This is a genomic window from Bacillus rugosus, assembly GCF_023238245.1.
Lineage (GTDB): Bacteria > Bacillota > Bacilli > Bacillales > Bacillaceae > Bacillus > Bacillus rugosus.
This window is the reverse complement of sequence record NZ_CP096590.1, coordinates 3,989,344-4,003,028: the sequence shown is the minus strand read 5'-3', so window position 1 is coordinate 4,003,028 and position 13,685 is coordinate 3,989,344. Positions and strand designations below refer to the sequence as shown.

Below are 13,685 nucleotides of genomic sequence, written 5' to 3'. Positions count from 1 at the left end.
ATGGGCAATACCAATGGGGATTCGGCTTTCAATAAACGGACAATCGCGGCAGCATTGGCCAACTACATTGATGCCGGTTCAATTGTGGCGGGCTCTGCTGGTTTATCGTTATGGGTCAGTTACCTAAAGCTATCTGATACGCAAATCGGGCTGCTCGGCGCGCTAAGCGCAAATGCAATTTCTGCCGCTGTCGGAGCACTGCTTGGCGGGTATCTAGCTGATAAAGTCGGGCGGAAGGCTGTTTATACCAATAGCATGCTGGTTTATGCAATAGGGATTTGTTTGGTTCTGTTCGGGGTTAATTTCCCCATGTTGTTAAGCGGTTACATGATCATCGGTTTATCAGTAGGAGCTGACATTACCGCATCATGGACCATTATTGCAGAAAATGCACCAAAGAAAAATCGGGCCCGCCATTGCGGCGTGGCACAAGTCGCCTGGGCCGCGGGGGCAGTTGTTGTTCTGCTTCTCTCCGTACTGGTCGGAGATTTAGGAATCCTAGGTAATAAAATCGTTTTTGGCCATCTGCTTGTCATTGCGCTGATTACGTACATCCTGAGAATCAGGCTTCCGGAGTCAGACGCCTGGCAGCCAAAAAAACAGCCGGGAGATTCGCAGGCAGGGATGCCGGCCGTACTCAACAAAACATCGTATTTTGATTTGCTCAAGCCTATGTATCTAAAAAACATACTGTTTTTAATGGGCGTGTTTCTGGTTTGGAATTTAGCAGCTGGCGTAATGGGGTTCTTTATGCCATACATTTATCAGCAGGTCGGCGGTGTATCGGCCACTACGGCAAACCTTTTGCAAATGGGACTGTTTATCTTCACAGGATTGGGGGTCGCTCTGATCTTCATGCCCTTTGCCGACAAATATAGAAAAACCGTGTTTGGAATCGCCGCTTTTATGGCAGTGATCGGATGGACGCTGTTTCTGCTGCCGGTTGAAGGACTGCCGGTTCTGCTCCTGTTTATTGTCATGATCGGGATCAACAACGGAGCCGGGCAGCAAGCCAACTATCAGTTATGGGCCAGTGAAATCTTTCCTACGCAATATCGTGCTTCTGCACAAGGACTGATGTTTTTCCTCGTCCGTATTTCAATAGGGATTTGGAGTCTGTTTGTCCCAATGATTATTACGAATTTCGGCATTGGAACGATGGCTGCAATTCTCCTCGGATGTGTGACGGCCAGTATGATCATCGGGCTTCTCTTTGCGCCTAATACGTCTGGCAAGTCGCTTGAACAAATTCAAGAGGAACTCTACGGATCTCCTCAGAGCCAAGTAAAGCAAGGAACAGAAAGTAAAATCATGTAACCAACAGAAGGAGTGGCTGTCAATGAGTTTACGTATTGGCGTAATTGGAACTGGAGCAATCGGAAAAGAACATATTAACCGCATCACGAATAAGCTGTCCGGCGCAGAAATTGTCGCTGTAACGGATGTCAATCAAGAAGCCGCACAAAAGGTCGTTGAGCAATACCAATTAAACGCGACGGTTTATCCGAATGATGACAGCCTGCTTGCAGACGAAAATGTAGACGCTGTCTTAGTGACAAGCTGGGGACCTGCCCATGAATCGAGCGTGCTGAAAGCGATTAAAGCCCAGAAATATGTGTTCTGTGAAAAACCGCTCGCGACAACGGCTGAAGGATGCATGCGCATCGTCGAAGAGGAAATCAAAGTGGGCAAACGCCTAGTTCAAGTCGGCTTCATGCGCCGTTATGACAGCGGTTACGTACAGCTGAAGGAAGCACTCGATAATCATGTTATTGGCGAGCCGCTTATGATTCACTGCGCGCACCGCAACCCGACTGTGGGAGATAATTACACAACAGATATGGCTGTAGTCGACACGCTTGTTCATGAAATCGATGTGCTGCACTGGCTCGTCAATGATGACTACGAGTCTGTTCAAGTCATCTATCCGAAAAAATCGAAAAATGCGCTTCCGCATTTAAAAGATCCACAAATCGTATTGATTGAAACAAAAGGCGGCATTGTCATCAATGCTGAAATCTATGTGAACTGTAAATACGGCTATGACATTCAATGTGAAATCGTCGGAGAAGACGGGGTCATCAAACTTCCTGAACCATCAAGCATCAGCATGAGAAAAGAAGGCAAATTCAGCACAGATATTCTGATGGATTGGCAGAGACGCTTTGTGGCTGCGTATGACGTAGAAATTCAAGACTTCATTGATTCCATCCAGAAAAAAGGCGAAGTCAGCGGACCAACGGCATGGGACGGCTATATTGCCGCTGTTACGACTGACGCGTGTGTAAAAGCCCAGGAATCTGGACAAAAAGAAAAGGTTGAATTGAAGGAAAAACCGGAATTCTATCAATCGTTTACAACAGTTGAAAACTAAAAAATAGAGGAGTGAAATTATGAAATTAGCATTGGATCCTTCGATGTATCGTGATGATTTAACTTTGGAGGAAATGGTTTATAAAACAGCGGAGCTTGGCTATGAATATATTGAGCTATCGCCGCGCGAGGATTTTTGTCCATTCTATAAATATCCGAAAGTCGATTCAGCAAAAATCAAACAATTAAAGCGCCTATTAAAGGATACAGGTGTTAAGCTTTCATCCCTCCTTCCTCTTTACCACTGGGCGGGTCCTGATGAAGACCGCCGCCAGGCAGCGGTGCGCAACTGGAAAAGGGCGATCGAAATTGCGGTTGAACTTGAAGTGGATTTGATGAACAGTGAATTCAGCGGTTCAAAATATGATCCTTTAACAAGTGAAGAAAAATTTATCAAATCCATGGATGAGCTTCTCCCAGTCTTTGAAAAAGAAGGCATTAAACTCAACCTTCAAGCCCATCCATACGATTTTATCGAAACGCACAAAGGTGCGATGGATATGATCCGTGCGCTTGACAAGGATTGGATTAATCTTGTCTACTCAACTGCGCATACGTTCTTCTATGATGACGGCAAAGGCGACATCGAGACAATGTTTGACGAAGCCGGCGACCGCCTCACACACGTTTTATTTGCAGATACCTTTAATCATAAAGCGGCTCATGGCTTGCGCTACATCGTCAATCCGCCTGACGCGAAAGTAACCGTTCACCAGCATTTGGACATTGGCCAAGGTGAGGTTGATTTTGAAACGATTTTCAGAAAGTTGAGAGAGATGAAGTTCGACGGAATTGCGACGAATGCCGTTTTTGCTTGGGTCGACGAAAGAGCGGATGAATCAAGCCGATTTATGCTTCGGAAAATGAAAGAAGAATTAGGTCTGGCATAAGCTGAGCATGGAGTTCGGCGGGATATGGCGAATAGCCATCCTGCCGAACTCCCTTCATATCTAAAACGCAGATGGGGGAGTCTGACATGAAACTTTGCTTTAATGAAGCAACAACATTGGAAAACTCAAATCTTAAAAAGGATTTAGAACTATGCGAAAAGCACGGCTATGATTATATTGAAATCCGCACAATGGATAAGCTGCCGGAGTACTTAAAAGACCATTCTTTGGATGATCTTGCGGAATATTTTCAAACCCATCACATCAAGCCGCTTGCCTTAAATGCACTCGTATTCTTCAACAACCGTGATGAAAAGGGCCACAATGAGAACATCGCTGAATTTAAAGGCATGATGGAAACGTGCAAAACCCTCGGTGTGAAATATGTCGTGGCCGTCCCGCTTGTGACTGAGCAGAAGATTGTAAAAGAAGAGATCAAAAAGAGCAGTGTAGAGGTGCTGACTGAGCTTTCAGATATCGCGGAGCCGTACGGCGTAAAAATCGCACTTGAATTTGTCGGCCACCCGCAATGTACGGTCAATACGTTTGAACAGGCGTACGACATCGTAAACACAGTCGACCGGGACAATGTCGGGCTTGTCCTTGACAGTTTCCATTTCCATGCAATGGGTTCAAATATTGAAAGCTTAAAGCGGGCGGACGGAAAGAAAATTTTCATCTACCATATCGACGATACCGAAGATTTCCCAATCGGCTTTTTAACGGATGAGGATCGTGTATGGCCGGGCCAAGGGGCGATTGACTTAGATGCCCACTTATCAGCCCTTAAGGAAATCGGCTTCTCTGATGTTGTATCAGTTGAGCTCTTCCGGCCTGAATACTATAAGCTGAGTGCTGAGGAAGCCATTCAAACAGCGAAAAAAACAACGGTTGATGTCGTATCAAAATACTTCAACATGTAATGGATAAAGGAGGGGTGGACATGGCTTTTGTATCGATGAAAGAGCTTCTTGAAGATGCAAAGCGGGAGCAATACGCAATCGGCCAGTTTAATATCAATGGCCTGCAGTGGACGAAGGCGATTTTACAGGCTGCGGAAGAAGAACAGTCGCCTGTCATCGCGGCGGCTTCGGACCGGCTGATCGACTATTTGGGCGGATTCAAAACCGTAGCTGCGATGGTCAATGCGCTGATGGAAGAATTGTCAATCACCGTTCCCGTTGTCCTTCACCTTGATCACGGCAGCAGCGTGGAGCGCTGTAAACAAGCCATTGACGCAGGGTTTAGCTCGGTCATGATTGACGGATCACATTCACCGATTGATCAGAATATCGCCATGACGAAAGAGGTAGCAGACTATGCCAAGCTTCACGGTGTGTCAGTAGAGGCTGAAGTCGGTACGGTAGGCGGCATGGAGGACGGTCTTGTGGGCGGTGTAAAATACGCTGATCTTCATGAGTGCCAGCGTCTCGTGGAAGAAACCAATATTGATGCCCTGGCCGCTGCGCTCGGATCAGTTCATGGAAAGTATCAAGGTGAGCCTAAGCTCGGATTCAAAGAGATGGAGGAAATTGCTAAGACTACGAACATTCCCCTAGTTCTTCACGGTGCATCGGGAATTCCGGCTGATCAAATCGTAAGAACCATCCAGCTTGGCCACGCGAAGATCAACATCAATACAGAATGTATGGTGGCATGGGCAGAAAAAACGCGCGTCATGTTTGAAGAAAATCCTGACTTATATGAACCACGCGCTTATATGACGCCGGGAATTGACGCAGTAAAAGAAACAGTGAAAAGCAAAATGAGAGAATTCGGCTCAGCGGGAAAAGCCGCTAGACAGCAAGTCAGCTGAAGAAAAAGCACTCACGTCATCGTGAGTGCTTTTATCATGCCATTATTTTTGGTTTTCTTTCTCACGTTTCACCAGCATATCAGCAATCAAATCAACCTGTTTGCTGACGGAAATTGGATCGTACGGGTAGAATGTGTCAAAGTCGTTGATAAACACACGGTTATGTTTGACAGCGTCTAGGTTTTTCCAAATAGAGGATTCCTCCAGCTTATCGAGTGTTTTGCTTTCGCCCTTCGGATTGTAATCTGTAATGAACATATAGTCTGCGGCATACTCAGGAATGACCTCTTGAGAGAGCTGTTTCATCTCTCCTTTTTTGATGACATCTTGTTCAATTTTTTCAGGCGCTTTTAACCCAAGCGCATTGTATACAGCCTGGCCGCCGCGTCCGCCATTATCATTGAACACCCAGAATTCGCCCTTGTCCGTGTTTTCATAAATGCCGAAGGTTGCATCCTTGTCGATGACGCCGGCAATTTTCTTTTTGGCTGCTTCCGCTTTTTTGTTAAAGTCAGCCATAAATGATTTTGCTTCATCTTTCGCTCCGGCGATATCCCCGAACATGCTGACTGTGTCTTCTACGTTTTTCGCTGTGTTATAAGGAACGACAACAGTTGGAGCGATTTTCTTTAATTTATCTACATTCTCTTCATTCATGATAACAATTAAGTCGGGCTGCAGCTCCATCACTTTTTCCACGCTGATCGGATCACCGACATCCTTTACATCTTTCAGCTTTGATTTTAAAAACGGATTATCGAATGACCATGAGCCCGAGCCGACTACATTCGCCCCCACAGACAGCAATTCTCCAGCATAAAAATCAGTGACGATGCGTTTCGGATGTGCAGGAATTTTGACGTTCCCTTTTGTTGATTTGTATGTTCTCATTTCTGTCTTATCGGAAGCTGAATCACTTGAGCTTCCTTTCGAAGCTGTGCCGCTGCAAGCGCTGACAAACATAAGAAGCAGCACCAGCATGCCCACGAGCAATGTGTTCTTTTTCATCAAGAACCCCCCAATATGTATGTTGATTGATTAGTAATGATTATCATTATCAACTAATAATATAGCAAGAAACCTGTGCCCCGTCTATCACTATTTTAAGAGAACGTTTTTTTGTTTACAGGTGACGCGGTGTTCTTAATCTATTATTATAGGTAAATGGGAGGAGGAAAATATGGGAATTACTAAAAGAGGTGGCGCATGGGAGTTGCTGCATAGTTGGTGGATGCTGTTTATTTTCATGCCTTTTGCCATTGCCAGTTTTTTTGCCTTTTTATTTATTGGCATCAAGGTTAGAAATAGAAAGTGGATCATGTATGGAATCATTTATTTTTTCGTATTTGCGTTTGGTTTTGTGCTGCCGGATCTGCCCGGCGTTTTTATTGTGCTCCCGTTGTGGGCTGTGACGATAATTCATGGTTTTAAAGTGCGTCCGCTGTATCTGATTCAGCTGGATGTCTATAAAGATCATGTGGAGGCACGGGCTTTTGCAGAGGCAAGGAGTGAAGCCGAAAGCAGATTTCATGCTCCGAAACAGTCTATTCAAGATATACATATTCGAAAAGAACAGTAAGAAGCGGGTCTTTTATAAAGGCCCGCTTTCTCTTGTTGCGCAGAACCGATGAAAGCATTATGATGGGGGCATCAAAAAAGATGGCTCTGAAACGGCCTTATCCTTTTGGAGGATGGATTGCATGAATAAAATCATGATTGTCGAAGATAGTGAAGACATTCGGTCACTATTACAAAATTATTTAGAGAAGTACGGCTATGATACGGTGGTTACCACTGATTTTACGTCTGTATTGGATATGTTCTTGCGGGAAAAGCCTGATGTGGTGCTTCTTGATATCAATTTGCCGGCATATGACGGATTTTATTGGTGCCGGCAGATCCGCCAGCATTCGACCAGCCCGATCATCTTTATTTCTGCCAGAAGCGGCGAAATGGATCAAGTGATGGCAATTGAAAATGGCGGCGATGATTATATTGAAAAGCCGTTTTCTTATGACATTGTGCTCGCGAAAATCAAAAGCCAAATTCGCAGGGCGTATGGAGAGTATGCGGTGAAGCAGGGAGAAAGAATCGTGGAATTCGAGGGTGTGCAGCTGTATGTAGAGCGATTTGAACTGCGTTATCAAGAAGAAAAGTGCGAGCTGTCTAAGAAAGAGAGCAAGCTTCTTGAAGTGCTGTTGGAACGGGGAGAAAAGGTAACGGGAAGAGACCGGTTAATGGAAAAAACGTGGGATACTGATCTGTTCGTCGATGACAATACGCTGAATGTATATATCACCCGTTTGCGCAAAAAGCTTCGGGACTTAGAGGTTCCTTTTTCGATCGAATCTGTCCGCGGTGAAGGATATCAATTGAGGCCGCTGTCATGAAATTGTTTTTGCGGACTCATGTACTCTTAATATTGCTTTTTCTGATTCAAGGCATTTTTGTTTTTGCGTACTATTGGTTTGCGGGCCAGCGTTCTCTAGCCCATTTATTCTATATACTCGGCGTGCAGCTGCTGTTGTTAGCTGTGTATTTGATCTATCGCTGGTATCAAGACCGCGGTGTTTATCAGTGGCTCAGCTCCCATCAGGAGGATGCAGTCGTGCCTGATTTAGGCTCTTCTCTGTTTTGTGCTGAGCTTTATGAAAAACAGATGGAACTGAACCGCCTCTACAATCAAAAGCTTCACGAAACAGAAGCCAAGCTTGAAGACAGGGTGACCTATATGAACCAGTGGGTGCACCAAGTGAAAACGCCTCTTTCTGTCATTAATTTAATCATTCAGGAAGAGGATGAGCCTATTTTTGGGCAAATCAAAAAAGAAGTCCGGCAGATTGAATATGGACTGGAAACATTGCTGTATTCATCGAGGCTCGACCTGTTTGAGAGAGATTTCAAAATAGAAGCGGCTTCTTTAACCGACATTCTCCAAACCGTTATTCAAAGCTATAAACGGTACTTTATTGAGCATCGTGTATATCCGAAAACAAACATTCTCACTGACGCTACGATTTATACAGACCCAAAATGGCTGAAATTTGCGATCGGACAGGTCGTGACAAACGCAGTGAAGTATTCTGCGGGAGTGAGTGACCGGATTGAGCTGTCAATTTTTCAGCATGAGGATAAAACCGTGTTAGAAGTAAGAGATCATGGTGTGGGGATTCCCTCGCAGGATATAAAGCGTGTGTTTGATCCCTATTACACAGGTGAAAACGGCCGGCGTTTCCAAGAGTCAACAGGAATAGGGCTTCATCTGGTGAAAGAAATCACGGGAAAACTGAATCATGAAGTGGAGATCAGCTCTGCTTCGGGAAAGGGCACAGCGGTACAGTTTTTGTTTCTTACAAAAATGTAAGGAGCCATTAAGAAAACCGCATAGCACACTGTCATCCCTCTTGATAAGATTTGTTTATCAGCTTATCAGGAGGTTTTTTTTATGCTTTCCGCAAACACATGATAAGCCAATTTCTGATGAACAATACCAATAAGGAGGATTCTCATGGCAAATATGCTCGAGGTCAAACATATAAACAAAACCTACAAAGGACAAGTGTCCCAGCAGGCGTTAAAACAAATCTCTTTTTCAGTAGAGGAAGGGGAATTCACGGCTGTGATGGGGCCGTCGGGTTCCGGTAAAACAACGCTCTTAAATATCATTTCAACGATTGACCGTCCCGATTCCGGAGACGTCCTGATCAAAGGAGACAACCCTCACCAGCTGAAAAGAACAAAGCTGGCACAATTCAGGCGAAAACAGCTTGGTTTCGTGTTTCAGGACTTTAACCTGCTTGATACACTGACGCTTGGCGAAAATATCATGCTGCCGTTAACACTTGAAAAAGAATCTCCTTCAGTGATGGAAAGAAAGCTGCATGCCATCGCTGAAAAGCTCGGTATAGAGGACCTTTTACAAAAGCGCCCGTTTGAGGTTTCTGGCGGACAGCGCCAGCGGGCAGCCATTGCAAGAGCGGTGATTCATAAACCTTCTCTGATTCTGGCTGATGAACCGACGGGAAATCTCGATTCCAAAGCTTCAAAGGATGTTATGGAAACGATGCAAAGCCTGAACCAGAACGATCAGATTACTGCATTAATGGTTACCCATGATCCTGTGGCGGCAAGCTACTGCCAGCGTGTGATTTTTATTAAAGACGGAACACTGTTTAACGAAATTTACCGCGGAGATAACCGCCAAGTATTTTATGACCAAATCCTAGATGTACTTTCTATGCTGGGGGGAAACGCAAATGACCTTTCTTCAGTTCGCTTATAAAAATGTTACACGTAACAAACGGTCGTATTTGGCGTTCTTTTTGAGCAGTGCTTTTTCCGTATTGATTTTCTTTACCTTCGCTATGTTTATTTTTCATCCTGCTCTTACGGAAGGGTACTTGAATAACATTGCGAGAAAAGGCTTAACGGCAGCGGAGTGGATGATTTTTATCTTTTCAATTCTATTTGTTCTATATTCCGTTAACGCCTTTTTGAAATCCAGAAACAAAGAGTTTGGAATTCTGCTGATTCAGGGGATTACTCCCGCCCAGCTGCGAGTGCTGGTGACAGCTGAAAACATGATGATCGGCACCTTTTCGATTGTTGCCGGAATCATCGGCGGACTGATTTTTTCAAAAACATTTTTTACAATCGGCGTCTATATTTTAGAAATGGACGCTTTGCCGCTGTATATGCCTTGGAAGGCCCTGGGGATTACGATTTGCGGATTTTTGCTCTTATTTTTCCTTTTATCACAGTTTACGATCTTTTTTATTAAATCAAAAACCGTTATTTTACTGATTAAAGGCGCGGAAAACATGAAACCTGAGCCGAAGCCGTCTATCCTTCTGTCGATTTCTGGCGTGGCATGCCTTGTTATGGGATACGGAATGGTCGTAAAAGGCAATGTTCACTCTTATATGCCTTTTCTGATTTTGATCTTAACCATAGTTGGAACGTATTTTTTCTTCAGCCAGAGCAGCATTTGGATATTGAGGGCCGTGAAGAAGTGGAAGGGCTTTTACTTGCGCGGGAAAAATGTCATTTGGATTTCTGATTTAGTCTATCGCCTAAAAGATAATGCCCGACTGTTTTTTATCGTCAGTATTATTTCAGCAGTGGCTTTTACTGCTACAGGAGTGCTGGCCGTTTACAAATCAACTGTCGGGGCAATGGATTCAGCCTATGAAATGGAGTACTTATCATTTGAAGGCAATCTGAAAGAAAAACAACACCTGCATGATATTGAACATGAGCTGAAACAGAATCATTTCGCATTTACACGTTACGATATGTCAGTTTCATATGTGCGCTATAAGCGGGGAGATGAAGTGCCGCCTGTTATCTTAATGGATCAGGAAACATTTCAAAAGCACTTCAGCATGAGCATGAATGATCTGAAAAACGGGGAAAGCATCTATTTCCCAAGCACCTATGAAGTCAAGGATAAAACTGAATTTCCGAAACAATTAGATCTGCTGAACAAGAAAAATGAGCTGGCAAATCAGAAGCTCGAAGTGAAAGAAACAAAAAAACCGCTGATTTCTGTAAACAGCGTTCTTGTCGTAAATGAAACAACCTATAAAAAGCTTCATAAGCTTGGAGAAAGCACGAAGCTCATTGGTTACAAATTTAAGAATTGGAAAGACAGTTTAGGCATCAGCCAATCACTTACAAATAAATTGTATGGTGATTATTCTGACGTTCACTTTCAATTTGATGCGAAGGCCAGCACGCACTATATGACAGTGCAACTGCCAAGCTTAAGCTTATTTATTGGGCTTTTCATTGCCATTGTCTTCTTTACCGCGGCCGGAAGCTTTTTGTATTTCCGTTTGTTTACGGATTTAGAGGAAGATCAGAAGCGCTACCGTTCATTAGCGAAGATTGGATTTAGTGAAGAAGAAATGTCACAGAGCGTAACCATTCAATTAGCGATCTTGTTCTTCTTTCCCTTTGCGATGGCTGTTCTTCATACGGTTTTTGCCATTAGAGCTGGCGACTTTGTCAACGTAACCAAACCAGTGTTGCTGACAATCGGGGGATTTTTAGCTTTTCAGCTGCTGTTCTTCCTGATGGTGCGGTTTAGCTACTTGAAAAAAATAAAAAGCTTCTTAACGATGAAATAAGGGATGGTGAGTATGAAAAAAATTTTATCAATTATAGTGGGTGCAGGGGCTATCGCGGCCATTTGCGGCATTCTCTTCATTCATAACGAGATAACAGACAGAATCAATCCGCTAGTTCCCAGACAGGATCTGTATGTGCAGATTAATCGAGATGGCCAGCACCTTAAACCAGGCGGCACTGAATATACACTAGACGGATACAATCAGTCTGGTGAAAAGAGCGACGTCACATTCCTGGCCAGCGGTGATTTGCGAAAGAACGCCTATTTGAAAATCTACACAAAAGGCAAGTATGTAGAAACCTGGGAAGAAGTGCAATATAAAGATTTGCCAAAAGACGTTCAATCAACATTAAAACAATAAAGAGGAAAGCGGCATAGGGGGGAACTATGCCGCTTTTTTATGCTACTGCTGATAGGATTGCTGCTGGAATGGCGTGTTTTGGCCGAATGGAAGTGTAGACACATTCGTATTCATGACGCTGGATTGTCCAGTGAGTTCCTGCTGCATTTGGTTGCACATGTTGACAACCTGCTGGCATTTTTGAATTGCCATGTCGTGTCCGTGCAGTGCTTGTTGAATGGTATGTGCAGCCTGTTGTTCGTGGTTTAGAATCTGCTGCAGCATTTGGATGTTTTGCTGCTCTTGGTGAAGCATTTGGCGATATTGCTGGCTGCTTTGCTGTGTTTGCTGAATGAGCTGCTGAGCAGTTTGGCGAGCTTGGTTCAGCTGCTGCAAGCCGTGTTGTGTATTATGCATGAATGATCCCTCCATAATGATCAATTGACGTGAGTCGGTATTATCATGCAACCTGAATGAAAAGAAATTCTGCAAATGAGAAACTACAATTATTTTCCTTACCCCCCTCTATCTTTGAATGAAAACGATAAAGATTGTATACTTGTACAAACCCTTTTTATGTAAATGCTCCGCGTTAAAATCATAAGAAGTGCGGAAAACGAAACCCTGAAATCGGGAAAATCGTATTCCGCTTTTTTCTTTGCCTGCTTCAAAAACCGCCTTCGCCTGCAGTAAATGGGATATTCAGCCTGTTTTCTACTGTGCGGAGGCGCTGATTGAGCCGGTTTAAGCGGCGTGTATGGCGTTCAACAGCCTGGCTTAACTGATTAACCTGTTCGGCAATCCGTGCAATTTCCCGATTTTGACGGCGGTCTTCGTTTGTCAGACGGGTTAATTCTCTCGACTGCTGTTCATTTTGCCGTTCAAGTGCAGCGATTCTTCTTTCCAAGGCTGGCTGTCTGTCCATTTGGTATGGCTCGTATACATCCTGCTGCGGATAAGGATTGTATTCATATTGGCTATAGTAAGGTTCCTGCTGAGGCAGCTGCGGGCTGTAATACTGAAATGGATTCATGTAATCAATCTCCTTAAAAATAAAATGTGGGTGAATTCCTTATAACTTATGTAGTCATTGGCACAGTGCCACGGCACTCGCCCAAAAAGAGGAGGAAAGGATGGTGAACTCCTTGAGAAATAAATGCGGCATTTTGCTTTTAGCTGCTGTATGCATCATGTTATCGGGATGCCAACAGCAAAAAGAGGAAACGCCGTTTTATTACGGAACGTGGGGTGAGGGGATTACCCCGGGACCCATGGACGGCGTGAAATTTACAAGAGTCACCTTTACCAAAGACGAGGTGGCAGAGACGGAAGTGATTGAAGGAAGAGGAGAGGTCCAGCTGCCCAGTATGGCATACAAGGTGATTTCTCAAAGCACTGACGGGTCTATCTCAAAGCACTGACGGGTCTATCGAGATTCAGTATCTCGGTTCTTATTATCCGCTCAAAAGCACGCTGAGAAGAGGAGAAAACGGGACGCTGATTTGGGAGCAAAATGGGCAGACAAAAACGATGACGAGAATCAAATCAAAGACCGGCAAGGAGGAGAAAGATGAGAAATAAAAAAGCTGAAAGACTGGTGTTAACAGGACTTATTTTACATATCATTCAGTGGATATTTATATTATGGGCTTTTCTCAAGATCAAACATTTATTTAGTGACTATACGATCTATAATCCTAATGTCATCAGCGGATCCATGCAGTCTTTATCGTTTATACAAATGATGCGCGCGATGATGTACTCAGGGGCAATCGTGAATTATGTGTTGTTTTTTGCGCTTGTATTGCTTATTTATTGTGTAGTGCTTCATGCCATCTTGATTGTTCTGGAAATGGCGGCTTACATCATGATTAGGCGGAATCCTGCATCTTCATGGGTATTCTTTTTGACGGCAGCGGGTGTGAAGCTCGCCATCTTGAATATAGTCGGCATTCCTTTTTTAGCTGCCGGCTTCCTGCTGATGAAACAGGGCAAAGCAGAAAACGATGGGATGGAGACAGAAAGAAAGCGGAAACCGCGCACGCGTTTCCGAAGACAAGGCCGGCGTTTAAACAGAATCCGGAGAAAATCATCTCTTCCGGTTGAATATCGAAAAGAAAAAAAGATATGATG

Annotated in this window: 15 protein-coding genes and 1 pseudogene; 13 read left to right on the top strand and 3 right to left on the bottom strand. The window is 44.1% G+C overall.

What is annotated here, in order from left to right; all coding sequences use genetic code 11:
• The 5 genes from iolF to fba all read left to right on the top strand — a co-directional run bounded on the left by iolF (position 1) and on the right by fba (position 5,079).
• On the top strand, positions 1-1,317 hold the full coding sequence (iolF, locus tag M0696_RS20240; protein WP_166846447.1) for a myo-inositol transporter IolF: 1,317 nt from the start codon (positions 1-3) through the stop codon (positions 1,315-1,317).
• A gap of 22 nt (positions 1,318-1,339) precedes the next feature.
• Complete coding sequence (gene iolG / locus M0696_RS20235) at positions 1,340-2,374, top strand: bifunctional inositol 2-dehydrogenase/D-chiro-inositol 1-dehydrogenase (protein ID WP_124043864.1); 1,035 nt, start codon at positions 1,340-1,342, stop codon at positions 2,372-2,374.
• Positions 2,375-2,393: 19 nt separating this feature from the next.
• Positions 2,394-3,263: a sugar phosphate isomerase/epimerase family protein gene (locus M0696_RS20230; RefSeq protein ID WP_119914520.1), complete on the top strand. Its 870-nt coding sequence runs from the start codon at positions 2,394-2,396 to the stop codon at positions 3,261-3,263.
• 86 nt (positions 3,264-3,349) lie between these two features.
• Entirely contained in the window at positions 3,350-4,186 is an 837-nt protein-coding gene (gene iolI, locus M0696_RS20225) for a 2-keto-myo-inositol isomerase (protein WP_222142368.1), read from the top strand.
• A gap of 20 nt (positions 4,187-4,206) precedes the next feature.
• The gene (gene fba, locus M0696_RS20220; RefSeq protein WP_166846453.1) at positions 4,207-5,079 is read left to right on the top strand and encodes a class II fructose-1,6-bisphosphate aldolase; all 873 of its coding nucleotides are present in this window, start codon (positions 4,207-4,209) and stop codon (positions 5,077-5,079) included.
• A gap of 42 nt (positions 5,080-5,121) precedes the next feature.
• Here fba and M0696_RS20215 read toward each other — a convergent pair whose 3' ends face one another.
• A complete protein-coding gene (locus M0696_RS20215; RefSeq protein WP_222142367.1) occupies positions 5,122-6,087 on the bottom strand; it encodes an iron-hydroxamate ABC transporter substrate-binding protein in 966 nt (321 codons plus the stop codon).
• A 172-nt stretch (positions 6,088-6,259) separates the two neighbouring features.
• On the opposite strand from M0696_RS20215, the gene M0696_RS20210 reads away from it, so the two are divergent.
• The 6 genes from M0696_RS20210 to M0696_RS20185 all read left to right on the top strand — a co-directional run bounded on the left by M0696_RS20210 (position 6,260) and on the right by M0696_RS20185 (position 11,573).
• Positions 6,260-6,658 carry a hypothetical protein gene (locus M0696_RS20210; protein WP_222142366.1) on the top strand — a complete coding sequence of 133 codons (399 nt, stop codon included), beginning with the start codon at positions 6,260-6,262 and terminating at the stop codon, positions 6,656-6,658.
• Between the two features lie 121 nt (positions 6,659-6,779).
• Positions 6,780-7,469: a response regulator transcription factor gene (locus tag M0696_RS20205; protein WP_166846462.1), complete on the top strand. Its 690-nt coding sequence runs from the start codon at positions 6,780-6,782 to the stop codon at positions 7,467-7,469.
• Positions 7,466-8,443 carry a sensor histidine kinase gene (locus tag M0696_RS20200; RefSeq protein WP_166846465.1) on the top strand — a complete coding sequence of 326 codons (978 nt, stop codon included), beginning with the start codon at positions 7,466-7,468 and terminating at the stop codon, positions 8,441-8,443. Before M0696_RS20205 ends, M0696_RS20200 begins: the two co-directional genes overlap by 4 nt.
• 144 nt (positions 8,444-8,587) lie before the next feature.
• Positions 8,588-9,361 carry an ABC transporter ATP-binding protein gene (locus M0696_RS20195; protein ID WP_166846468.1) on the top strand — a complete coding sequence of 258 codons (774 nt, stop codon included), beginning with the start codon at positions 8,588-8,590 and terminating at the stop codon, positions 9,359-9,361.
• Entirely contained in the window at positions 9,336-11,210 is a 1,875-nt protein-coding gene (locus M0696_RS20190) for an FtsX-like permease family protein (protein ID WP_222142365.1), read from the top strand. The genes M0696_RS20195 and M0696_RS20190 overlap by 26 nt, the downstream gene beginning before the upstream one ends.
• 12 nt (positions 11,211-11,222) lie before the next feature.
• On the top strand, positions 11,223-11,573 hold the full coding sequence (locus M0696_RS20185) for a YxeA family protein (RefSeq protein ID WP_166846473.1): 351 nt from the start codon (positions 11,223-11,225) through the stop codon (positions 11,571-11,573).
• 42 nt (positions 11,574-11,615) lie between these two features.
• Here M0696_RS20185 and M0696_RS20180 read toward each other — a convergent pair whose 3' ends face one another.
• Positions 11,616-11,969 carry a hypothetical protein gene (locus M0696_RS20180; protein WP_166846476.1) on the bottom strand — a complete coding sequence of 118 codons (354 nt, stop codon included), beginning with the start codon at positions 11,967-11,969 and terminating at the stop codon, positions 11,616-11,618.
• A gap of 250 nt (positions 11,970-12,219) precedes the next feature.
• On the bottom strand, positions 12,220-12,585 hold the full coding sequence (gene cotNE / locus M0696_RS20175; protein WP_222142364.1) for an inner spore coat protein CotNE: 366 nt from the start codon (positions 12,583-12,585) through the stop codon (positions 12,220-12,222).
• Between the two features lie 100 nt (positions 12,586-12,685).
• Between cotNE and M0696_RS20170 the strand changes: the two are divergent.
• A pseudogene (locus M0696_RS20170) lies at positions 12,686-13,133 on the top strand (DUF3255 family protein).
• A complete protein-coding gene (locus tag M0696_RS20165; RefSeq protein WP_248602336.1) occupies positions 13,123-13,683 on the top strand; it encodes a hypothetical protein in 561 nt (186 codons plus the stop codon). The pseudogene M0696_RS20170 and the gene M0696_RS20165 overlap by 11 nt, the downstream one beginning before the upstream one ends.
• The last annotated feature ends 2 nt before the right edge of the window (positions 13,684-13,685 follow it).

What these genes read in the sequence shown, in the direction of transcription:
- cotNE (WP_222142364.1), bottom strand. Translation starts at nt 12,585, where the DNA reads ATGAATCCATTTCAGTATTACAGCCCGCAGCTGCCTCAGCAGGAACCT.
- M0696_RS20210 (WP_222142366.1), top strand. Translation starts at nt 6,260, where the DNA reads ATGGGAATTACTAAAAGAGGTGGCGCATGGGAGTTGCTGCATAGTTGG.
- M0696_RS20180 (WP_166846476.1), bottom strand. Translation starts at nt 11,969, where the DNA reads ATGCATAATACACAACACGGCTTGCAGCAGCTGAACCAAGCTCGCCAA.
- iolG (WP_124043864.1), top strand. Translation starts at nt 1,340, where the DNA reads ATGAGTTTACGTATTGGCGTAATTGGAACTGGAGCAATCGGAAAAGAA.
- M0696_RS20195 (WP_166846468.1), top strand. Translation starts at nt 8,588, where the DNA reads ATGGCAAATATGCTCGAGGTCAAACATATAAACAAAACCTACAAAGGA.
- M0696_RS20185 (WP_166846473.1), top strand. Translation starts at nt 11,223, where the DNA reads ATGAAAAAAATTTTATCAATTATAGTGGGTGCAGGGGCTATCGCGGCC.
- M0696_RS20230 (WP_119914520.1), top strand. Translation starts at nt 2,394, where the DNA reads ATGAAATTAGCATTGGATCCTTCGATGTATCGTGATGATTTAACTTTG.
- M0696_RS20205 (WP_166846462.1), top strand. Translation starts at nt 6,780, where the DNA reads ATGAATAAAATCATGATTGTCGAAGATAGTGAAGACATTCGGTCACTA.
- iolI (WP_222142368.1), top strand. Translation starts at nt 3,350, where the DNA reads ATGAAACTTTGCTTTAATGAAGCAACAACATTGGAAAACTCAAATCTT.
- M0696_RS20190 (WP_222142365.1), top strand. Translation starts at nt 9,336, where the DNA reads ATGACCTTTCTTCAGTTCGCTTATAAAAATGTTACACGTAACAAACGG.
- fba (WP_166846453.1), top strand. Translation starts at nt 4,207, where the DNA reads ATGGCTTTTGTATCGATGAAAGAGCTTCTTGAAGATGCAAAGCGGGAG.
- M0696_RS20200 (WP_166846465.1), top strand. Translation starts at nt 7,466, where the DNA reads ATGAAATTGTTTTTGCGGACTCATGTACTCTTAATATTGCTTTTTCTG.
- M0696_RS20165 (WP_248602336.1), top strand. Translation starts at nt 13,123, where the DNA reads ATGAGAAATAAAAAAGCTGAAAGACTGGTGTTAACAGGACTTATTTTA.
- M0696_RS20215 (WP_222142367.1), bottom strand. Translation starts at nt 6,087, where the DNA reads ATGAAAAAGAACACATTGCTCGTGGGCATGCTGGTGCTGCTTCTTATG.
- iolF (WP_166846447.1), top strand. Translation starts at nt 1, where the DNA reads ATGGGCAATACCAATGGGGATTCGGCTTTCAATAAACGGACAATCGCG.